Raw genomic sequence first — 20,548 nt, 5'->3', positions numbered from 1 at the left:
ACACGACCGGGCCGCCGAAAAACGACAGAGGCCCCGGCGCGCGCTGGACGCCGGGGCCTCGGAACCTGCGGGTCTTGGGGCCGGTCTCAGGGCTTGAACATGGACGGGTAGCGGGCCCGAAGCGCCGCGTCGCGCTCGGCGTCCTGCGCGGCTGCGTTCGCGCGGGCCTCGGCGGACGGCACCGCCTTGTTCAGGCGCATCGACGGGTAGCGAGCCGCCAGGGCGAGGATGTCCGCCTTGTCCATGGTCGGCACCTTGCGCCCGTTCACGTCCGCGACGAATTCCGGCTTCGTCGCCGCGAGGGCCGCGACCTCCTCCTGCGTCCACTCCCAGTCTGCGTCACCCATTGTCAACTCCTTGATGTGCTCGGTTGGTTTCAGCCCTCACGTAGATCGTCCCCTTCGGCACCACGCCCCGCCTGTCTTCCAGCGGCCCGCACGCCGCACTCCAAGCCGTGCAGGCTGCAAGCAGGTCGGCGCGCCTCACGCCTCGGCGACGGAGCCAGCGGGCCACCTCGCGCATGAGCCGGTGATAGTCGGCGCGCGCGAGCATGACGTCGTCGGGGTGGAGCCGTTCCTCGTCCAACACGTCGGCCACGTAGCGCAGAAGCCGCGCGCCGGGGCTGATGCGGGCGTCGGTCGAGTGCAGCGCCTCGGGGAACGGTAGGCGCACGGGGAATCTGCGCGCGGTCGCCGCTCGCAACTCGTCGCGCGTCACTCGCCGTCCTCCCGCCCCGTGCGCTGGCGCTCGACGGCAGCGCGGTCCGCCTGCAGCTTCACCTCGCCGTCGCCGAAGGGGTCTTTCACCAGAAGTATGATGGTGCCGCCGCCCTTCGCCTCGCGCTCACGGGCCTTCGCGTCGAGCGACGCGAGCAACTGCAGAGCCGCGGTGGTCTCGCGCGCCGTGGGGCGGGGCGCGCCGTCGAACGCGGGGAGCCCCTTCGCGAGTCGGTCGGCGACCTCGGCGTGCTGCTCCGTGAACATCGAGGCGGCCTTGGCCTTCTCGCGTGCCTCGGCCGCGCGCCGTTCGATGTCGCGCTCCACGTCGCCCATGACCGCGTCAGCTCCGCGGGCCAGCTCCTCGGCGCGCTGGCGCAGGCGCTCGGCGCGCTGAGCGAGGTTCGCCGCGACGCGCTCCACGGCTTCCTCGCGCCGGGCGATGTCGTGGAGGCGGTCCGAGAGCGTGACGCGCTTCCGCCTCGCAGGCTTCGTGCCCTTCGTTTCGTCGCCGGGGCGCATCACTCGCCCTTCCCGTTCAGCGAGGCGTTGGCGCGGTAGACCGCCAGCTCCTTCTCGGCGACGGAGCCGCGCACGCCCAGGAACGCGCCGCCGCCCCTGGTGTCGCTCATGCGCTTGATGTCGGCAGCACGGCGAGCCTCGGCCTCGGCCTTGGCCTCCGGTCCGAGATGCCCCGCCAGCGCAGCGCGCTCGCGCTCCAGGGCGCGGCGACGCTGGAATTCCTTCTCCTCGGCCTCGCGCACGGGCGCAGCCTCCACCCACGCGAGGACGTTAGTGGCCGTGGCCAACGCGCCGACGGCGCCGGGGCGTTTGTCGAGCAGGCCCAGCCACGCGAAACCCATCGACGTGCGCGCGTCGCCCTCGGGGACGTGGCCCGCGGCGCGCAGCTCGGCGCGGTTGGCGTGCAGCGCTTCGTGAGCCAGGACCGCGCAAGCGAGCGTCGCGGCGAGGCTGGCGGCGCACTCCTGGGCGATCTTGACGAACTGCGCGCGCGCGGCCTCGGCCTCCTGTTCCAGGCGCGGTGCGTCGCTCAGGGCCTGCTCGTCCTTGGCGGCCTGCAAGGCCTCGGCGGCGGCCTCTCGCGCGGCCTGCGCCCGGTTCGCCGTGTCGGCCGCCTTGGCGAGGTCGTAGCGGAGTCTCGCGACCTCGCTCGCGTAGGTCTCGCCGTCGCTGAAGTCCAGCGGGTGCGTCTCGGCGTGGGCCAGGGCGGCACGGAGGGCGGCGACGCGCTCGGCGGCCGCGCGGGCCTCCGTGCTGGCGCGCTGCGCGGCGGCCTCGGCCTCGTTGACGTTCGGGACGTGCTGCTTCTCGGTCTTCTGGGACATCGGGGGATTCCTCGACTCGACTGTGGGTTGAACGACGAGAACCCGCGCGCCAGGAAGGCGCCGGGTCGGGAAGGTGGCGCGGCCGAGGGGCCGGGCGGCGGGGCGGGAGCGCGTGGCCCTCGGGACCGAGGGCGTCGAGATCGAGGGGGCGGGCAGGTCGCGCAGGTGAAGCGGCGGCGGGGTCTGCTTCGCGCCCTCTCTCTATACCGCCGTTCGGCGGACCGAGTGACGTTCGACCCGCCCCTACTAGGGCGCGCGTCGGAACGGGCGGGTGGTAGTCCGTTAGGGGTATAGCGGCGAGGCGCGGCTGGGGAGCGCGCGGCTCGCGCCATATAGAGCGCGCGAAAAGACTAAAAGAACTAAGGGTTAAAGGGCCGATGGGCCTTCGGGTGCTTCGGCGCTGGGGATGCGAAGGCGCTTCGGTCGAAGCCTGAAGGCCAGGGGCTCAAGGGCTGACGCCCCAGGACCAGGCGGCCCTCTGGTCCTCCAGCCCTTGGCCATCGCCGCGCGCGCGAGCCGGACCGGGCGGCGCCGTGGTCCCGCGGTGCGCCGCTCCAGGCCGTGGCCTTCGGGCAGGAGCCTCCCGCCTGCTCGGCCGCCAGCTCCGCGACCCCCCGGCGCCCGCCGGGCCCGGAAAGCGGGGTCTCGGGCGGCCGCAGGAATGCCCCTAGAACGATCGGAAATGGCCCTAGGAGCGACGCACGGGGTTCGATCAAGCCGGTGTGTGTCCCCCCCGTATCTGAAACTGGCCGCTATCACGCGTTTCCGTGCGTCGGTCCGAAGTGCGTTGCAGGCGCGCGGTCCGCAAGTCCCTGGAATCCCTCGTCCCGGCCTCCCGCTCGACCGCCTAGGAGCCCGCCAGAGCGATTCTTCGACGCTCAGTCGCTGCAACTCGTTAGCCCTCTTCCGGGGGTGGTTCGGGGTCGAGCGCGCGCACGCCCGCCCCGCCCCCCGGGCCGCTCGCGTGCCGCGACGCGTCCAGGCATACCCCAAAGGTGCGAGGGTACATGGTCAGAGGTCTAACCAGGAAGAGTCATACGACGCCAGCCCTCTGGGGCGGCTGGGAACCCCCCGTAAGACGTACTCCCCGCCGCAGACGCCGCCGCGCCGCCGGACCCTCGCGCCGCGGGCGCCGCCGGGCCGCCGGAGCCCTCGCGCCCTCGCGCCGCCGGGTCGACGGCCGCCGGGCTCTGCCGCCCGCGCGCCGCCGGGACCGACGGGCGCCCTGGGCCGCCTCGACGCTGCGTCCGCTCGGCGCTCGCGGCCTGCGGTTCGACGTTCCCGTCGGCGTGCGCAGGAAACGTCCCCTCAACCCCTCGGCGCAACCGTGCGAAACCAGCGGCCCCGGGGCGGCGCGTTGACCCGCGCATGAAACGGACGTATGATGCGCGCATGGCCAGTCGCCCCGAAGCCGCCTGCTACCTGCGCGTTTCTTCCATCGACGGCCGCCAGACCGTCGAGAACCAGCGCGCGGACGTCGCGCGTCTCGCGGAGGCCAGGGGGTTCGCGCCTGTGTTCTACGAAGAGCAGGGCTCCGCGAAGAAGAAGCGCCCGGTCCTCGACCGCCTCATGGAAGATGCGCGTACGGGCCGCGTCCGCGCCGTAGTCGTGGTCGCGCTCGACCGACTCGACCGCGACATGCGCGAGTGCATCAACCGAATCGCGAAGCTCGACGGCTACGGGTGCCGCGTCCTCTCAGTGCGGGAGTCGTGGGTCGAGGACGCAGGGCAGACTCGCGGGCTCCTCGTCGGCATCTTCGGGTGGATGGCTGAGATGGAACGGGCGAACCTGATCGCCAGGACGAAGGCGGGCCTCGCGCGCGCTCGCCGCGAGGGGAAACAGCTCGGGCGTCCGCGGGCGCTTCTGCCGGTCGAGGTCAAGAAGCTCCGCGCGCTCATCGCCGGGGGCATGTCGCAGCGGAAGGCCGCCGAGGTTGTGGGGTGCAAGGAGAGCACGGCCCGGCTCGCCCTCAAGCGCGGCGCAGCGTAAGCCAGCGCAGGAGAGCCCTGGCGCCCCGCAGGAGCGGCGCGAGCGCGCTACGCGGACGAGCCCGTCGGCCTCGCCTGTCCGACGTGCCCAGCGGCCTCCTAGATCGTCTGGCGCCCTCCCTTGCGCAGGAGGGCGGCCAACTCCTCGGCTTCCCCGCTCCGCTCGACCCAGCGCCGGCCAGGGCCGCGAGCCTGTGGGCCAGTTCCTTCCTCCAGACCTCACCTGCATTGCGTCGTACGCCACCACCGCTACGTCCCGCGCTGACCCGTTGCCCATGCCTGGCCCTCGGCGCGGGCGTCGGGGCGCCGATCACCCGCGATGCTCGGAGGGTCTTCTACACAGCGGGCGCGCCATGGCAGGCACCCCGTGACTCGGTGTCACGGACCATGGGATGAGCAGGGCAGGATGACGGCAGGGCCACCCCCTACGTGGCCCGTTTCCGGCCGACCCCACCCCTGGGCCCCGAACCGCGCCCGCGTGCCCGGGGACCTCGATTCGGACGAGAGGTCTGATTCAGCCCTTGGCCTAACGGTCGTGGTGCTGCGCGATCGCCGCCGCCCGTGCACCCGTGGGCGCGACGACGGTGGCCCACGATGTGGCTCCGTCAATCCGCGCTCGCAGTGCGGGTCGCGATGAGACAGAATTCGACTTCATGATGACAGACCCTCTCGCCCTCGCGAAGCGACTGATCGCGCTTCGCGCACGCATCGTTGCCACCTTCAACGCTGGAAACTGGGAGGAAGTCGGACTGCTCTCGGGGCAGTCGAAGATCATCACCGGTCACGACCGGCTGCTACGTAGCCTCTCCTGGCACGATGAGGACTACGAGGGAAACGTCCTGACGGTCCTTCGGCGAATCTCGGACCGCGACGTTCGTGCCCTCGACGTGATCGAGGAGTACCTGAACGAGAAGTTCCCTGGCGAAGAGAAGACTGAGTACGTCTCCGCTAAGCCCTCCGAGCGCAAGATCACCTTCGCGCCGAACGTCTTCCAGATTCCGGACGGCAGCGTCGAGTCCGATCTTGTCGCTGTGATGATGCCGTTCAGCCCAGAGTTCAAGCCTGTCTATGAGGCGATGAAGCGGGCATGCACGGCCAACTCGCTCCGCTCTATGCGGGTGGACGACATGTGGCAGGACAGCGTCATCGTGCAGGACATCTTCAGCTTGATCTTTCGGGCCCAGGTCGTAGTCGTGGACTTCAGTCGGAAGAACCCGAACGTAATGTACGAGACCGGCATCGCTCATACGCTCGGCAAGCACGTGGTCCCCATCGCTCAGACCATCGATGACGTGCCCTTCGACATGCGTCACCACCGGACGCTTTTGTATCTCGCCAACGGCGAAGGCCTTCAGCAGCTTGAGCGCGAACTTGCCGCGAAGCTGAAGCAGTTCGGTGGTGGTGGCCCGCCCATCATCAACCTCGGGTTCTCAAGGTAGGCCCGCTGTACCGCATCGACACGACGCCGCGAACGAGCTGGGCGCCGTCTCGTCGCGGAACACGCGTCAAGCTTCGATCTCGCCCGGAAATCAGGCTAAATGGAGCGATGCGATGGATCGCCCCCACGGAGAAGGACGTCGCCGCCGCGACGCTGGAGAAGCGCCTCTGGGCCGCAGCGGATGAACTGCGCGCCAACAGCGGCCTGAAGTCCGCAGAGTACAGCCAGCCCATTCTCGGCCTCATCTTCCTGAAGTTCGCCGACGCGAGATTCGCCGTCCGGCGCGCCGAGTTGGCGAAGGTCACGACGGGGCGGCGGGGCTCCCGGGTTGACGACCCTGCCAGCTACCACGCCGAGGGCGTGCTGTTTCTCGCCTCGGAAGCACGCTTCAGCGAGCTTCTGGAGTTCCCCGAAGGAGGCCGCGATGGGAAGACGCTCGGGCAGGCGGTCGACGATGCGATGCGCGCAGTAGAGCGCGACAACGAGCAGCTCGCAGGTGTCCTCCCGAAGACCTACCAGCAATTCAAAGCTCGACCGCTAAAAGAGCTACTGAAGGCGTTCTCGGCAATCCCAGTCGATCTTGAGGGAGACTCTTTCGGGAAGATCTACGAGTACTTTCTTGGTGAGTTTGCGATGGCGGAGGGCCAAGGCGGCGGTGAGTTCTACACGCCACAGCCAATCGTTCGCCTAATGGTGGAGATTCTTGAGCCGTTCAAGGGGCGTGTGCTCGATCCTGCCTGCGGGTCAGGCGGTATGTTCGTGCAGAGCGCCAGATTTGTCTCCGAGCACAAGAAGAACGGCGGCCTCGCAATCCATGGCGTCGAGAAGGTCGACACCACCGGCCAACTCTGCCGCATGAACCTCGCTGTGCATGGGCTTGAGGGTGACATTCGCCACGGCGGCGAGATCAACAGTTACTACGATGACCCGCACAACGCTGTCGGGCGGTTCGACTTCGTATTGGCGAATCCTCCATTTAACGTCGACAAGGTGGACAAAGATCGCATCCGGGACGCGGTCGGCCCAGGGCGTCGCTTCCCGTTCGGAGTTCCGAACGTGGACAACGCGAACTACCTCTGGATTCAACTCTTCTACTCCGCACTGAATGAATCCGGGCGCGCCGGGTTCGTAATGGCGAGCTCTGCTCCGGACGCGCGCGCTTCCGAACAGGAATTACGTCGGAAGCTCATCGAATCCCGCGCGGTCGACGTGATCATCTCGGTCGGGTCGAAGATGTTCTACACCGTCGCGTTGCCCTGCACGCTGTGGTTCCTGGACCGCGGGAAGCCGAAGGACCGACGCGACAAAGTGCTCTTTATCGACGCCCAGCACATCTATCGGCAAGTCGACCGTGCGCACCGGGACTGGACTGAAGCGCAGATCGGTTTCCTCGCGAATGTCGCACGCCTATTTCGTAGGGAGGAGGTGGACCTCACCTTCGGCGGAGCGGAGGCAAAATACCGCCTGCGCGAAGTGTTTGGAAACAAGCCCACGTACGCCGATGTGGCCGGGTTCTGCAAGGCGGCAACGATCTCGGAGATCGAGAAGCAAGCATGGAGTCTCAATCCGGGTCGTTACGTGGGTGCCGCCCAGGGAGAAGAGGTGAGCGACGAAGATTTCAGAACCCAGTTCGAGGGGCTGGCGGAAGAATTTGAAACTCTGACCGCTGAGGCGAGGGAGTTCGAGAAGGTGATCACCAAGACCGCGGCCGAGATACTGGGGTAGCCGAAGATGCGCCCAAGCAAGTCGAGTCTTGTCGCAATCTCGGAACTGTACGAGGGGCTTTTCGACGGGCCGCACGCGACACCAGCTCCTGCGGTCGAGGGCCCCGTGTTTCTAGGAATCTCGAACGTCACGGAGGACGGGCACCTCGACCTCTCCTCCATTCGCCATATCGCAGAGGATGACTTCCCCAAATGGACGCGTCGAGTGGAACCACGAGCAGGCGACCTGGTTTTCACCTACGAAGCGACGCTCAATCGGTACGCGATCATTCCGAATGGGTTCAGGGGATGTCTGGGCCGGCGGATGGCGCTCATCCGTCCGAACCTGGCGCGGGTAGACCCTCGATTCCTGCACTACTACTTCTTCACGCCCGAGTGGCGAGAGGTCGTCCGAAAGAACACGCTCGCGGGTGCGACGGTAGATCGCCTGCCGCTGACAAAATTCCCGGAGTTTCCGGTACGAGTCCCCTCGCTTTCGGAGCAGCGTCGCATTGCGAGAGTCTTGGCCGCCTACGATGGCCTCATCGATAACAGCAAGCGCCGCATCGGGGTGCTCGAACGGATGGCGCGTGCGCTCTATCGCGAGTGGTTCGTGCTGTTCCGTTACCCAGGGGCGCAAACGACATCCCGGATGTCGACGCGGATTGGACGCGTTCCACGAGATTGGGTCCTTCGCTCACCAAAGGAGATTGCGGAGGTTCAGTACGGATTTCCTTTCAAGTCGGCGCTCTTCTCTGAGGACTCGGCCGCAGGAACACCCGTTGTTCGGATTCGCGACATCCCTGTCGGTCGTTCGGAAACGTATACGACCGAGCCCGCCGCCTCGAGATACGAGATTCAAAACGGCGACGTCCTTGTCGGCATGGATGGGGACTTTCACATGTGCATCTGGTCGAGCGGGCGAGCGCTTCAGAACCAGCGCGTTGCCCGCTTCCGTCCGTCGGGAGAGTGGTCCGCACTTCACCTGCTCCTTGCGCTTACCGCGCCGGTTCAGGCGCTGAACCGAGCGATCATCGGTACGACTGTTGCCCACCTTGGGGACTCCCACATCCGTGGCATTCTGCTAGGGGAGCCACCGCCGCCTGTGCTGGCGAGGGCCAAGGAAGTGTTCGAACCTATCGGGCGCGAAATCGCGACACTCCAGCAGCGGATTCGGAACCTCCGAGCGACGCGCGACCTGCTGCTACCTCGGTTGATGGCCGGACAACTCTCAGCGGGTTAGGGTGCATGACCGCCAACGCCTACAGCGAACTGGCACTTGTCGAAGCGGCGGCGATGGACGTCCTCGCCGCGCTTCAGTGGTCGGCAGCATCGGGGGCGGACGAGGTATTTGGCTCATCAGGTACGCTCGGGCGCGAGTCCGATCGCGACGTGGCGCTAGTGCGTCGCCTCCGTCATGCGCTAGCGAAGCTGAACCCGGGAACACCGCCCTCAGGAGTGGACACCGCCATCGACGAACTGCTTCGTGACCGTACGGCGATGGATCCGGCAGGCGCGAATCGCGAGGTGCATCGTCTCCTGAGCGAGGGGGTGAAGGTCACCGTGCGGGACCCGCGCACCGGCCAGAATGAACTGCGCACGGTGCGGGTCGTCGACTGGGACCACCCGACGGAGAATGACTTCCTCGCGGTCGAGCAGTTCGCAGTTAGGGGTGCCCTCTATAAATGTATCCCGGATATCGTTCTGTTCGTGAACGGTCTCCCACTCGTGGTAATTGAGTTGAAGAAGCCGGGCGTTCCAACTCGCCAAGCGTTTGATGAGAACCTCACAAGCTACAAACACGCTCAGAACGGGGTTCCGCAGCTGTTTGCGTTCAACGCGCTCCTGATCGCGTCCAACGGAACTGAAGCGAAAGTAGGCTCGCTGACCGCGGACTGGGGTCGCTTCTTCGATTGGAAGCGGGTCGACCGTGAGGACGAACCGAGGCGCATCTCGATGGAGGTTCTGCTGCGTGGAACGTGCGAGAAGGGACGCCTCTTGGACCTCGTTCGTAACTTCTCGCTCTTCTCCGAGCACAAGACGGGCCTCACGAAGATTCTCGCTCAGAACCATCAGTTCCTTGGCGTGAACAACGCCATCGCGGCGACGCTGAAGGCTCGGCAGGAGGGGCACGGGCGCGGCGGCGTGTTCTGGCAGACGCAGGGCAGCGGCAAGAGCTTCTCGATGGTCTTCTACGCGCAAAAGATTTTGCGCACGGTCCCTGGAAACTGGACGTTCGTTGTCGTCACGGACCGGGTGGAACTGGACGACCAGATCGCGAAGACGTTCGCTGCGTGCGGAGCAGTGGAGGACGCTGCGGCGTGCCATGCGACCACGGGTGAGAACCTCCGCGACTTGCTCCGCGGTAACCACCGTTACGTCTTCACTCTCATCCACAAATTCCAGACGATGGAGGTCTTGAACGATCGTCGGGAGATCATCGTAATCGTCGACGAGGCCCACCGGACCCAGTACGACCAACTTGCGATGAACATGCGCGCGGCGCTGCCGAACGCGATGTTCGTTGCGTTCACCGGCACGCCGTTGATTGCTACTGAGGAAAAGACAAGAGAGGTCTTTGGCGACTACGTCTCCATTTACGACTTCCAGCAGTCGATTGAGGACGGGGCTACCGTCCGCCTCTTCTACGAGAACCGGACGCCCGAACTGCGGCTCGCGAACCCCGACCTGAACGACGAGTTGTATGACGTCATCGACGCCGCCGCTCTTGACGCGGAGAACGAGGCGCGCCTCCAGAAACTCCTCGGACAGAAGTACCATCTCATTACTCGGGACGACCGGCTCGACACGGTCGCTAAGGACATCGTCCAGCACTTCCTCGCTCGCGGCTTCCAGGGGAAGGCGATGGTCGTCTCAATCGACAAGGCGACCGCAATTCGGACGCACGATAAGGTGCGACGTGAGTGGGATGCCGAGCGCGAGCGAGTGAAAGCTGCACTCCGGGACTACGAGAAGGCCCCGGAGGAGCAGGCGCGGTTGTCAGACCGCCTGAAGCGGCTCGACACGGTCGATATGGCCGTCATCGTGTCGCCGGGCCAGAACGAGATCGAGGAGATGCAGAAGCTCGGGCTCGATATCGTTCCGCACCGGACGCGGATGGTCCAGTCGCAGCCGTCCCTTGACGAAAAGTTCAAAGACCCCGAGGACCCGCTCGCTCTCGTTTTTGTTTGCGCGATGTGGCTCACAGGGTTCGACGCGCCGAGCTGCTCGACAGTCTACCTGGACAAGCCGATGCGGAACCACACCCTGATGCAGACGATCGCGAGGGCGAACCGCGTCTACCCCGGTAAGCACAGCGGCGTCATCGTGGACTACGCGAACGTCTTTCAGTCGCTGGAGAAGGCGCTAGCCATCTATGGTGCAGGCACCGGCGGCCGGACGCCTGTCCGCGACAAGGAGGACCTCGTTGACGAGCTACGCTCTGCGCTAGCGGCGCTGGACGCCTTCTGCAAGTCGGCGCGGGTGAGCCTGTCTGGCATCGAGGAGAGTCACAACGCCATCGAGAGGCTCACACGGGTTGGGGAGGCGGTGAACGCGCTCCTGTCCCCGGACGACCGTAGGAAGGGCTTCCAGGCGCAGGGCCGGCTTGTGAGTGCCCTGTACAGCGCCGTGAAGCCCCACAGGCGCGCAGTGGAGTTCGCGGTTCGGATGGCGACAGTCGAAGCGCTCGTGGACAAGATTCGCGCCGAACTGTCGCCTGAGAAGGTGGACCTCGCTGACGTTCTTCAGCGAGTAGGGGAGGTACTCGACCGTTCCATCCGTGGCGCGGAGATCGCTGAAGGCGGGCCCCCTCCGATCGACCTCTCACGCATCGACTTCCAGGTGCTCGCGGAACGATTCAGGCAGTCGAAGACGCGGAACCTGGACCTGGAACGGCTCAAAGCCGCGATCGCAGCGCAACTCGAACGGCTGATCGACGAGAACGAGACGCGTGTCGACCTGCGCGAACGCTTCGAGAGCCTCATCGAGGAGTACAACATCGGGTCCAAGCAGATCGAGCAGCTCTTTCAGGAGTTGCTGGACCTGAGTCAGAAACTCTCGGAGGAGGAGAAGCGTCACATCCGGGAGCAGCTTTCGGAAGAGGAGTTGGTCGTCTTCGACCTTCTCACGCGGCCCGGCCCCGAGTTGTCGCCGCCGGAGCGCGACGAGGTGAAGAAGGTCGCGAGGCAACTGCTGGGGACGGTCAGGGGAATTCTCACGATCGACTGGCAGAAGACCGCTCAGTCCCGCGCCCGGGTTCGCGTCGCGATCGAGGATGCGCTCGATACGGGCTTGCCAGCCTCGTACACGAAGGACCTCTTCATGGAGAAAGCCGGTGCCATCTTCAGGCACGTCTACCGGCACTACGGTGAGGCGTTCGCTGCCTAGGAGGCATTCGTGGACACGCTAACCATGAACATCAAGCGCGAGTTCTTCGCGCGCATCGTCGCGAAGACGAAGCGGGTCGAATACCGAGAGCAGTCGCGGTTCTGGAAGCGGCGCATCGAGCCGCTCAAGACACCGTTCAAGCTGCGGCTGCTGAACGGGATGACCCACCCCATACCCGAGGCCATCGTCGTCGTCACCCGGGTCACGCGTCAGGGCGGCGGGTACCAGCTCCACCTTGGGCGGGTGCTCGGCGTCCAGTGCTGGGACCGTCAGTCGCAGAAGCCGAAGAGGTGAAGGGAGGCGTCGGATGAAGAAACTGGTCGTCCATGAGACCGGGCGGAAGACCTCGACGATGACGCCGGCCGAACTGCGAAGCCGCATCCAGCGGCTCCGCCCGTCGAAGCCTGTGCGCGAGCAGCTCATGGCGTGGCTCGACGAGTACGACGGCCCCGGGTTCTACAACCGCAAGGGGTTCAACCACTCCGCTCGATTCGCCTACAACCACTTGCAGAGCCCGTCGGCCCTCCTGTGGCTCGCCGGAGCGGCCGGTGTGCCTCCGTTCGCCTTACGGAAGGCGAAGACAGTTCTCCGGCGCGCGCAACCGAACACCGCTTCCGAAGCCGCAGCGGTCCGCTCTGTCTTGCCGTGGGAGCTTGTGCAGGCCCTGCTCCTCGCGCGCGAGCCGTAGCGGCCGAACGCACGCATGAAAACCGGCAGCTTCGAGGGGCTCGCATTCCTCGGTAATGGCCGGGGGGAAGTTTGTTCCAGGAGAACATGACCGGCATCTTGCGCCCCGACGTGCGGTCGATGCACTCGACGCGGACAGGGCCAAGTTCGGCGATGGCAGGTGGGAGCCGTCATGCCGACCGGTTGTCGGTGAGCTTCGCGCCACCGCGTCGGGCTCGGTCCAGCACCCACGAAAACGTTGGGGGACAGCGCGCTGATTCTCGGCGTTGCGCGCCCCCGCAACCAGTTCGACGCCGGCCAGCCCAGAGCTGAGCCGGCGTCGTCTTTTGGGGCGCCCGTTGCTCGACCTCGTCGCGCGCACCTCCGGCACCTGGATCAACGTCGCCGCGATCGCGGCCGGCACCGTCGTCGGGGCCGGCGTCGGCGCCCGGCTGCCGGACCGCCTCGGGCGGACGCTGATGCAGGTGCTCGGGCTCGTGACGCTGCTCGTCGGGCTCGGGATGGCGCGCGGCCTGGACGCCGTCCGCGCCGGTCCGCTCCCCGGGATCATCCTCGCGCTGGTGAGCCTCGCGCTCGGCGCGGTCGTGGGCGAGCTGCTCCAGATCGAGGAGCGGCTCACCGCCATCGGCGAGGCGGCACGTCGCAAGGTGGGCGGCGGAGGCCGCTTCACCGAGGGTTTCGTCACCGCGTCGCTGCTGTTCTGCATCGGGCCGATGGCGATCGTCGGCTCGATCCAGAACGGCCTGACGCTCGACGCGCAGACGCTGGTGCTGAAGTCGTCGCTCGACGGGATCGCCGCGGTCGCGCTCGCGGGCGTCTACGGCGCCGGCGTCGGCCTCTCCGCGCTCCCGATCCTCCTCCTCCAGGGCGGCATCAGCGTCGCCGCCGCCGCGTTCGCGCGGGTGCTGCCGGATCCAGCGACCGATCCGCGCGTGCTCGCCGTCGGCGGCGCCGGCGGGCTCCTCGTCGCCGCGATCGGCGTGAACCTGCTGCTCGCCGGCGTGGGGATGGAGGATCGCCGGGTCCGCGTCGGCTCGATGCTGCCGGCGCTGGTGATCGCGCCGGTGCTGGTGGTGGTGCTGGCGGGGTGGTGAGGCGGGGTCGGGGCGTTCGGCGCAAGAAGGCGGCCGGTGTCTGGCCGCCTATCGCTGCGGAGCCTAGTCCACCGCGCCTGGCTGCTCTTTCCGCTCAGCAAGTCGCTGCCCGCCTTGGAGGGGCCTGCGATTGCTGCGGGGCGCAGAGTGCTCGAGCCACCCGCGTTGTACCCAGAGCGTCGCGCGCGGGCCGCCGCGCCGCCCCGGGTAGCCGCCACCATTCCCGAGTGCGACACCGCCGCGACTGACTGTCAAGGCTCTGGGGAAGGATGGCTCCTCCTATCCTCAGTGCTCGACGACTTGTCTCCGGGTCACACGACACTCTGGGTGCCGTCTCAGCACGTTCTTCTCACTCGCTGTCACGCTACAATGGTGCCTTGGGAGGCTACGATGGCGCTAAGGGATCTGACCGTTTCTGGCGCGCAGTTGACTGAGCAACAGATCGAGGAACTGATCGGACCATACGCGCGTTATGACCCGGAGGCGGGTACGATCGTTCTGCTCCCCCCCGCCGCGAAGCTCAGTCTCCGACAGCGCGTCCTCCTTTATCTAGTCGCGCTTCAGGGCTGGCCTTTCGTGACCGACGCGCCGCACGCGACGACCGCGCGCCCGGGACCGCTCTCGGAAGCTCTTCGCGTCGGGGGCGGAACGGTTCGGCCTCTCTTGATGGCCATGAAGGAAGAACACTTGGTCCTGGTGACCGCTAAGGGCGAGTACAGCGTGGCGATCGCCGCGTTGGACTCGATCCGCGAAGAGTTAAACAGACAGAGCAAGCCACGGAGTCGGCGAGCCGCGGGGCAGACGGCGAAACTACCAACGCTACCCCAGGTGCACAGGCTACCGAAGCCCTCCGCTGCCACCGAGGCGCAGTCGCCTAGGCCGGCCCCCTCCCGGCCCAGGGTGGTCGAGAAGTCGGCAGGTTCGGTCCCACGGCGAAAAGGGAAACGGCACGGAGGCGAGAGCGCCGTATTCGTGCCATGGGTCGAGGCAGGCTACTTCGATCAGTTCAGGACCTTCGGTGAAATCCTAGAGCGGTTTCACGCTCAGGGTCGCATGCTGAAGAGCACGTCACTACCCGGCTATTTACTGGAAGCAACGCGGGCGGGCGTGCTGGATCGCGAAAAGAAGGACATCAATGGGAAGCGCGTTTGGGTCTACACGGCCCCCAAGCGGCGCGCACACTAAAGTTGGGCCGAAGCCCAGGAAGGAGGCCGCGGTGGACGCAAAGCGGCTCATGGAATTGAGAAAGCTCGCCGAGCAGGCTGTCGCCGATATGCCGGCGGGTGAACTAAAGGTAAAGGCCTTCGAGGTAATGCTTGCTCACCTTCTTGCCGGTGAACAGAGGACGACCACCAGTCCGGGCGGGGAGCATGCCGGGCGCCCGACAAGGAACGCCGAGCAAAGGAAGGAAGCCAACTCGCTTATCGGTCGTCTCCTTGTTCTTCGAGGAGAGGGCCTATTTCGGAATCAGCGGGCAATGGGCGAGATCCGTGAAGAGCTTCAAGCGCACGGTTGGCACTACCCACTGACGACTCTGAGCGGAGCCCTGGTGACCCTCACCCGTCGCGGAGAACTCCGCCGTCAGCGTGTTGCCCAGGGTGAAAGAAAGATCTGGAAGTATTCGAATCCCTAAGAGGCGGACGTGCGAACGGCATCCGCCCAAGCGTTCATCGACCGTCTCCACGAGTTTCGCGGCCTGTTGCAGGCTGCCAAGAAGAACCGTGCCTCATTGGGCTCGGCTCGCTACACCGGAAAGGCGAGCAAGTCGCTTGCTGGGCTACGGAAGTCCTTCCTCATGATGCAGCAGGACTACCCAGATGATCGGTACCCCCGGGTAGCATTCTAGGTTGCTGTGCTTCGCCCGCTGCTGGACAGCGTGGTGGCGGCGTTTCCCTTGAACGTGAAGGAGATGCTTGCTCTTATTGATGAACTCTCCATTAAGGCCGGGTCGGATCTTGAGGCCGTGCTCGATGCGCCCGAAGCGACCACGGCACCGGCATCCACGGTGCCGTTCCTCCCGGACGACCTGCTAGACGCGCGCCAAGGCGTCTTCCAAAAGGTGCTCTGGGAGGCGAACCGCTGCTACGACAACGCCTGCTATAATGCCTGCGCGACGATGCTTAGGCGGTTGGTTGAAGCTTTGATCGTGGAAGCTTACGAGCGCCATGGCATCGGCACTCGCATACAAAATGGTAACGGTGACTATCTGGACTTCAGCGCCCTCATCGGGAAGGCCACGAGCGAACCCGTTCTCAGGCTCACCAGGAACACCAAGCGCGTCTTGCCCAATGTGAAGTTCTGCGGTGATCTGGGCGCTCATAACCGAATGGCGCTTGTTCGCAAGGCCGACCTCGACCGGCTGCACGACGGCGTTCGAGGAGCGGTTGAGGAACTCAGCCGTGCGGTGGCAGCGGGCCGTGCCTAGTTTGGCGCTCGGTCGCGCGTGCATGCTCGGGATCATCGACTGGCACGTCCGCGGACACGAGTGCCGAACCATTTAACTGGTGAAGAGCGGTTACCCGGTGGAACTTGCGTCGGCGATTAGGTCGCTTCGAAAACTCTCAACAACAAGAGTTGATATGGCGCGCGCAGAACTCAAGCTAGAGAACGGCACAGTCGTCACCGTAGAGGGGCCGCCTGAGGAGATCCACGCACTTCTTCAGTTCTATGGCCGCGCGTCACCAAGCACGGCGGAGCCTCGCAGTGCGAAGTATAGGCCACGGCGTGCTTCTGAGAAGGTCGAATCAGAGGACCACGAGGCTGATCGCGTGCACCAAGTGTCGACCCAGGTTAAGAGTTCGGGCCAATTCGACGCAATCGAGTCGAAGATTCTGGACCAGAGAAGTCAGCTCAACCGCATCCTGCTGCCTCTGTTCATAATTCACGAAGAGATGGACAGTGCGTTCGGTCTAACCTCTGGTGACATCGCGAAGATCACCCGCGAACTGGGGGTTCCAATAGGTCGACCAGATGTGTCGAAACTTTTGGCGAAAGAGGCCTCGAAGTACGTGATGGGCGACCGCACGCGCGTTCACGGGAAACCAGTCCGCTACAAGATCTCTCGCCGAGGCGTCCAATATATCGAAAGCCTCTTGGTCGACCGCGTTCCGGATTCCCAGTGAAAAGGGCTCAGCGGAAGAGCAGCAAGGGAAAGAGGGCAGCCGCACCAGCGGCCTCCTCCGGAATTCAACTGCCTTTGGAAGCGTTGCCGGAGGCGCTGCGTGCTCCCCTTCTGGAAGCACTCCGCACGATCATCCGTAACTACCGGGAAAGCAGGTGGGAGCCGGCGGAGTTGAACGGGGGGAAACTCTGCGAGGTAACGATCTCGATTCTCCAGGGCTTTGTCGCAGGTTCTTACCCGCCCGCGCCCTCCAAACCACCGAACATGGTTGCTGCCTGTCTCGCGCTTGAGAAGGCGGGCGACAAGGTCCCGCGTTCCGTCAGAATCCAGATTCCGCGGGTGCTGACAGCGCTCTACGAGATCAGGAACAACCGAGGTGTCGGTCACGTAGGCGGTGACGTGAACCCGAACCACATGGACGCCGTCTTCGTCCTGATGACGGCTAAGTGGATCGTCGCCGAGTTGATTCGGCTGTTTCACGGGGTTGACACCGCGACGGCGGCAGCAGCCGTTGACGCCCTTGTTGACCGAACCCTGCCCATCGTGTGGGAGGTGGGAGGTAAGAAGCGCGTCCTTCTCAGCGGACTGACCGCGCTCGAGAAGACGCTCGTGCTTCTCTACTCCACACCTGGCGGCATATCCGAATCGGTGCTGGCGGACTGGATTGGTCACTGGAGAGCGTCCGTCTATCGCCGCGACGTGTTGGTACCAGCGCACAGGCGAGCGCTCGTAGATTACGACCGCAGTACCGGGGTGGTGGTTTTGTCGCCTACAGGGGAGCGGTACGTGGAGGAGAACATCCCTCTCGAGATCTGAGGCCCTATTCCCCCGAGGCTCGGCGGAGCTCAAGGGTTCGGACAGGGTAGGACGCCTCACGTAGTCGACCCGTTGCTCCCTTCGTCGCCGCGCCGTTCGCCAGGTCAGCCGAACGCCACCAGCAGCTGCACCAGCAGGAGCTTCGCGATGGTGGCCGCCGGGTAGACCGCGGCGTAGCCCTGGCTCGGGATCTCGTTGCCGGTCTGATCGAGCGCGTAGCCGAGCACCGCCGGCTGGGTCTGGATCCCCGCCACCATCCCGAGCGCGAGGCTCATCGGGATCTTCATGAGGCGGTGGGCCACGAACAGCGCCGCGAGCGAGGTGGCGAACGTGATCGCGGCGCCGGCGGCGAAGAGCAGCAGCCCCTCCCGGCTGGCGAAGGTGGCGAGGAAGCCCACGCCGGCGCGCGTGCCGATGCCGGCCAGGAAGAGGGTGAGGCCGAACTGGCGGAGCGCCACGCTGGCGCTGAAGGGGAGGTGCCAGACCATCCCGCCGGTGCGTCCCATCGTCCCGAGCACGAGCGCCACCACCAGCGGGCCCCCGGCGAACCCGAGCGACACCCATACCCCGCCCGGCAGCGGCAGCGGGAGGATGCCGAGGAGCAGGCCGAGCGCGAGCCCGAGGCCGAAGGTGAGGATGTCCACCTCGCTCGCCGCGCGATAGGAGTCGCCGAAGTAGGTGGTGACGCGGGGGAGCTGCTTCACCGGGCCGAGCACCCGGACCCGGTCGCCCACCTCGAGCCGCAGGGCCGGGGCGGGGAGCAGGTCCACGTCGCCGCGCCGGACGCGGGTGATCACCACGCCCATCCGGCGCGGCAGGTCGAGCTCCGCCACCGTCCGCCCGGCCACCTCGGGGCTCGACACGAAGATCCGCCGGAGATCGAACTCGCTCCGGTCGGCGTCGATGGGCTCGTCGGCGACCACGCCGAGCCGCTCCACCACGCGCGCGAGCTCGGCGGGGGTGCCGACTACCGTGACGAGGTCGCCGGCCTCGAGCCGCACGTCCGGCGCGGCCAGCATGAGCCGGTCGCCGCGCCGCAGCCGGCCGAAGATGACGTGCCAGCGGAGCCCGCGCACGAGCTCCTCGAGCGTGAGCGCGCCCATGTCCTCGGTGACGCGCACGGTGGTCGAGCCGAGCGGCTCGTTCCCGGCGCCCATCTCGGCGAGGCGCCGCGCCTCGCCGGCGAGGTCCGGCTTCCAGAGCCACCAGGCGGCGCGCACCGCCAGCACCACGCCCACCACGCCGAACGGATAGCAGATCGAGTAGGCCACCACGGGCTCGGAGAGCGCGTGCCCGGGGGCGGCTTGCTTCAGCGTCTCCATGGCGGCGGCCAGGGCGGGGGTGCTGGTGGTGGCGCCCGCGAAGAGACCGGCGGTGAGCGACGCGTCCAGGCCGAGCAGCCGGCGCGCGAGGTAGGAGAGCGCCACCGCCAGCCCGACGGCGAAGACCGCGAGGCCGGTGTTGCGGATCCCGTCGCGCCGCAGCGAGGCCACGAACGCCCGGCCCGACGAGAGGCCGATGGCGTACACGAAGATCGCCAGGCCGAGCATGTAGACGATCTCGGGGAGCGCCAGCGAGGGGTCGAGGGCGCCGGCCGCGAGGCCCACGAAGAGCACCGACGCGACCCCGAGCCGGCTGCCGCGCACCTGGATCTGGCCGAGCGGGTAGCCGAGCGCCGCCACCAGGAACAGGAGCAGGAGCGGGTTCTGCGCGAGGAGCCGGACGAGGGGGTCGAGCATGGCGAGGGCGGCGGGAGTGTACCCGTTCCCGCCTCCGCGCGCGCTGCGCTACGCGGGGGCGCTCTGCGGCTCGACCGCGGCGATCCCGTCGTGACGCAATGGCCGGGGCGCATTCAGCGGCCCGTGTGATCGCTGCTATGTCCGAGCGTCGCGGATGCTCGGGAGCGATACGGCGCGTCGCAGGAGGAGCGCGAGGAGGCACGCGCTGCTTGCGGCCGCGAGAGGCAAGCGCACCGCCATCGCAAGAAGGGGGGCCGCCCACGCGAAGGCGGCGACGGCGACCTCCCACGGCAGCGGCGCGGTGCGACGCCAGGTCGCCACGAGCCAACCCAGCGCGAGGACGACGAGGAGGTGGTCATAGACCAGGACGAACGGGCTCCCGAGCACGGCGGCCGTGACGAGCACGGCGTTCTGGAGCGCGGGGTCCGCGACGTTCCGCCAGGCCCACCCTACGGCGCCCGCCGCACAGACGAGCGCCACGCCCTGCAGCGCCGTGGCGTATGGCACAGGCAGCCCGAGGACGCGGCCCGCTGCGAGAACCGAGGCCTGCTTGGAGAACTCGACGGCGCCATCCTCCACGATGGCGCGCGCACCGGGCAGTGCACCGAGCCATTGACGGAACACGTCGGGTCCGAATGCGAGCCAGCTCGCCCACGCCAGCAGGACTGCGGCGGCTGTGGCCGAGAGGAACGCGCGACCGTGGCGCCCTGCCAGGAGCGCCACGGGAAACAGGAGCCCGAGTTGCGGCTTGAAGCTCGCCAGCCCAACGAGGATGCCGCTGAGCCACGGCGACGAACGGAGCAGCGCGAGGCTGGCGCCGAGCAGCCCGATGGCGAGCAGCGAGAGCTGACCGTGCGTGACGCAGAGGAACATGGCGGGCGCGGCGAAGGTGAGGCCGAGCTGCGCCCGCCACCCCGAGGTCGCCGAGGCCACGACGACGCCGACCACGGCGATCCCGGCCGACATCGCGACGGCGAACGCCGCGAGGTAGGGCATCGCCGCGAGCGGATAGACCACGAGCAGCGCCTGTGGCGGGTAGAGCCATGCATAGAAGGGAAGGTCTGCTCCGCCCGCGACGACCGCGAGCTCGGCGTCTCGGAGCGCACCCTCGACGTACACCGAGGAGGCCTCACCTGCCCGGGCGAGCGTGGAGCTCGCGTAGAAGCTGAGAAAGTCCGTGCCAATGGGGCGTCCGAGTGGATCGAGCAGACCGCGCCCGCGGCATAACCAGGCGCCACATGCGACGTACGCGGCGATGAGCGTCAGGCCGTACGCTCGCAAACGCTCGCGAGTGAGCCAGGTTCCGTCCCGTGCCGCAGCAAGCGCTCGCGATGTCCGACGCGGTTCCGTCACGATCAGTGGATTGGACCGGCGCCAGGCTGGTTCGTGACCTGCCGGAGGGGAGGGGCTGACTGCCGGCGGCCGCCGCTCCGGGCGCCCGAACTGCGGTGCGGGGTCCCCGCGCAGCTCGTCGAGGGCTCGGCCAGGCGTCTCCGCGCGGGCCCCACGCG

General features: G+C 66.8%; 18 protein-coding genes. 12 read left to right on the top strand and 6 right to left on the bottom strand.

The window, feature by feature from the left end:
* Nucleotides 1–86: 86 nt before the first annotated feature.
* Genes ADEH_RS12075 through ADEH_RS12060 form a run of 4 tightly spaced genes read right to left on the bottom strand, consistent with a single transcriptional unit; the run spans nucleotide 87 to nucleotide 2,062 of the window.
* Entirely contained in the window at nucleotides 87–347 is a 261-nt protein-coding gene (locus ADEH_RS12075; RefSeq protein WP_011421387.1) for a hypothetical protein, read from the bottom strand.
* On the bottom strand, nucleotides 340–717 hold the full coding sequence (locus tag ADEH_RS12070; protein WP_011421386.1) for a hypothetical protein: 378 nt from the start codon (nucleotides 715–717) through the stop codon (nucleotides 340–342). Before ADEH_RS12070 ends, ADEH_RS12075 begins: the two co-directional genes overlap by 8 nt.
* On the bottom strand, nucleotides 714–1,238 hold the full coding sequence (locus tag ADEH_RS12065) for a hypothetical protein (RefSeq protein WP_011421385.1): 525 nt from the start codon (nucleotides 1,236–1,238) through the stop codon (nucleotides 714–716). The genes ADEH_RS12070 and ADEH_RS12065 overlap by 4 nt, the downstream gene beginning before the upstream one ends.
* Nucleotides 1,238–2,062 carry a hypothetical protein gene (locus tag ADEH_RS12060; protein WP_011421384.1) on the bottom strand — a complete coding sequence of 275 codons (825 nt, stop codon included), beginning with the start codon at nucleotides 2,060–2,062 and terminating at the stop codon, nucleotides 1,238–1,240. Before ADEH_RS12060 ends, ADEH_RS12065 begins: the two co-directional genes overlap by 1 nt.
* A gap of 1,392 nt (nucleotides 2,063–3,454) precedes the next feature.
* On the opposite strand from ADEH_RS12060, the gene ADEH_RS12055 reads away from it, so the two are divergent.
* The 12 genes from ADEH_RS12055 to ADEH_RS12005 all read left to right on the top strand — a co-directional run bounded on the left by ADEH_RS12055 (nucleotide 3,455) and on the right by ADEH_RS12005 (nucleotide 17,298).
* Nucleotides 3,455–4,051, top strand: coding sequence for a recombinase family protein (locus ADEH_RS12055; protein WP_041453512.1), 597 nt, complete (start codon nucleotides 3,455–3,457; stop codon nucleotides 4,049–4,051).
* 652 nt (nucleotides 4,052–4,703) lie between these two features.
* A complete protein-coding gene (locus tag ADEH_RS12050) occupies nucleotides 4,704–5,489 on the top strand; it encodes a hypothetical protein (protein ID WP_198133777.1) in 786 nt (261 codons plus the stop codon).
* 107 nt (nucleotides 5,490–5,596) lie between these two features.
* Nucleotides 5,597–7,213, top strand: coding sequence for a type I restriction-modification system subunit M (locus ADEH_RS12045; RefSeq protein ID WP_011421381.1), 1,617 nt, complete (start codon nucleotides 5,597–5,599; stop codon nucleotides 7,211–7,213).
* Nucleotides 7,214–7,219: 6 nt separating this feature from the next.
* Nucleotides 7,220–8,434: a restriction endonuclease subunit S gene (locus ADEH_RS22770; protein WP_011421380.1), complete on the top strand. Its 1,215-nt coding sequence runs from the start codon at nucleotides 7,220–7,222 to the stop codon at nucleotides 8,432–8,434.
* Nucleotides 8,435–8,439: 5 nt separating this feature from the next.
* Entirely contained in the window at nucleotides 8,440–11,580 is a 3,141-nt protein-coding gene (locus tag ADEH_RS12040; protein ID WP_011421379.1) for a type I restriction endonuclease subunit R, read from the top strand.
* A 9-nt stretch (nucleotides 11,581–11,589) separates the two neighbouring features.
* On the top strand, nucleotides 11,590–11,874 hold the full coding sequence (locus ADEH_RS12035; protein ID WP_011421378.1) for a hypothetical protein: 285 nt from the start codon (nucleotides 11,590–11,592) through the stop codon (nucleotides 11,872–11,874).
* Nucleotides 11,875–11,887: 13 nt separating this feature from the next.
* Nucleotides 11,888–12,268, top strand: a complete 381-nt coding sequence (locus ADEH_RS12030) for a hypothetical protein (protein WP_011421377.1) — start codon at nucleotides 11,888–11,890, stop codon at nucleotides 12,266–12,268.
* A gap of 337 nt (nucleotides 12,269–12,605) precedes the next feature.
* Nucleotides 12,606–13,361 (top strand): DUF554 domain-containing protein, encoded by a 756-nt coding sequence (locus ADEH_RS12025; protein ID WP_011421376.1) that lies wholly within the window; start codon nucleotides 12,606–12,608, stop codon nucleotides 13,359–13,361.
* A 1,216-nt stretch (nucleotides 13,362–14,577) separates the two neighbouring features.
* Nucleotides 14,578–14,994 carry a hypothetical protein gene (locus ADEH_RS23105; protein ID WP_011421374.1) on the top strand — a complete coding sequence of 139 codons (417 nt, stop codon included), beginning with the start codon at nucleotides 14,578–14,580 and terminating at the stop codon, nucleotides 14,992–14,994.
* Between the two features lie 219 nt (nucleotides 14,995–15,213).
* A complete protein-coding gene (locus tag ADEH_RS12015; protein ID WP_011421373.1) occupies nucleotides 15,214–15,786 on the top strand; it encodes a DUF4145 domain-containing protein in 573 nt (190 codons plus the stop codon).
* Between the two features lie 79 nt (nucleotides 15,787–15,865).
* On the top strand, nucleotides 15,866–16,483 hold the full coding sequence (locus ADEH_RS23100) for a hypothetical protein (RefSeq protein ID WP_011421372.1): 618 nt from the start codon (nucleotides 15,866–15,868) through the stop codon (nucleotides 16,481–16,483).
* Between the two features lie 83 nt (nucleotides 16,484–16,566).
* Nucleotides 16,567–17,298, top strand: coding sequence for a hypothetical protein (locus tag ADEH_RS12005; protein WP_157061356.1), 732 nt, complete (start codon nucleotides 16,567–16,569; stop codon nucleotides 17,296–17,298).
* A 104-nt stretch (nucleotides 17,299–17,402) separates the two neighbouring features.
* Here the strand turns inward: ADEH_RS12005 and ADEH_RS12000 are convergent, their stop codons facing one another.
* Both ADEH_RS12000 and ADEH_RS11995 read right to left on the bottom strand, forming a co-directional pair.
* Nucleotides 17,403–19,037 carry an aspartate:alanine exchanger family transporter gene (locus ADEH_RS12000; RefSeq protein ID WP_011421370.1) on the bottom strand — a complete coding sequence of 545 codons (1,635 nt, stop codon included), beginning with the start codon at nucleotides 19,035–19,037 and terminating at the stop codon, nucleotides 17,403–17,405.
* Between the two features lie 135 nt (nucleotides 19,038–19,172).
* Nucleotides 19,173–20,156 (bottom strand): glycosyltransferase family 87 protein, encoded by a 984-nt coding sequence (locus tag ADEH_RS11995; RefSeq protein WP_198133776.1) that lies wholly within the window; start codon nucleotides 20,154–20,156, stop codon nucleotides 19,173–19,175.
* Nucleotides 20,157–20,548: the final 392 nt, after the last annotated feature.

Source organism: Anaeromyxobacter dehalogenans 2CP-C, assembly GCF_000013385.1.
Classification (GTDB): domain Bacteria; phylum Myxococcota; class Myxococcia; order Myxococcales; family Anaeromyxobacteraceae; genus Anaeromyxobacter; species Anaeromyxobacter dehalogenans_B.
Note: the sequence above shows the minus strand (reverse complement) of the source record. Positions and strands in the feature narration are given on the sequence as shown.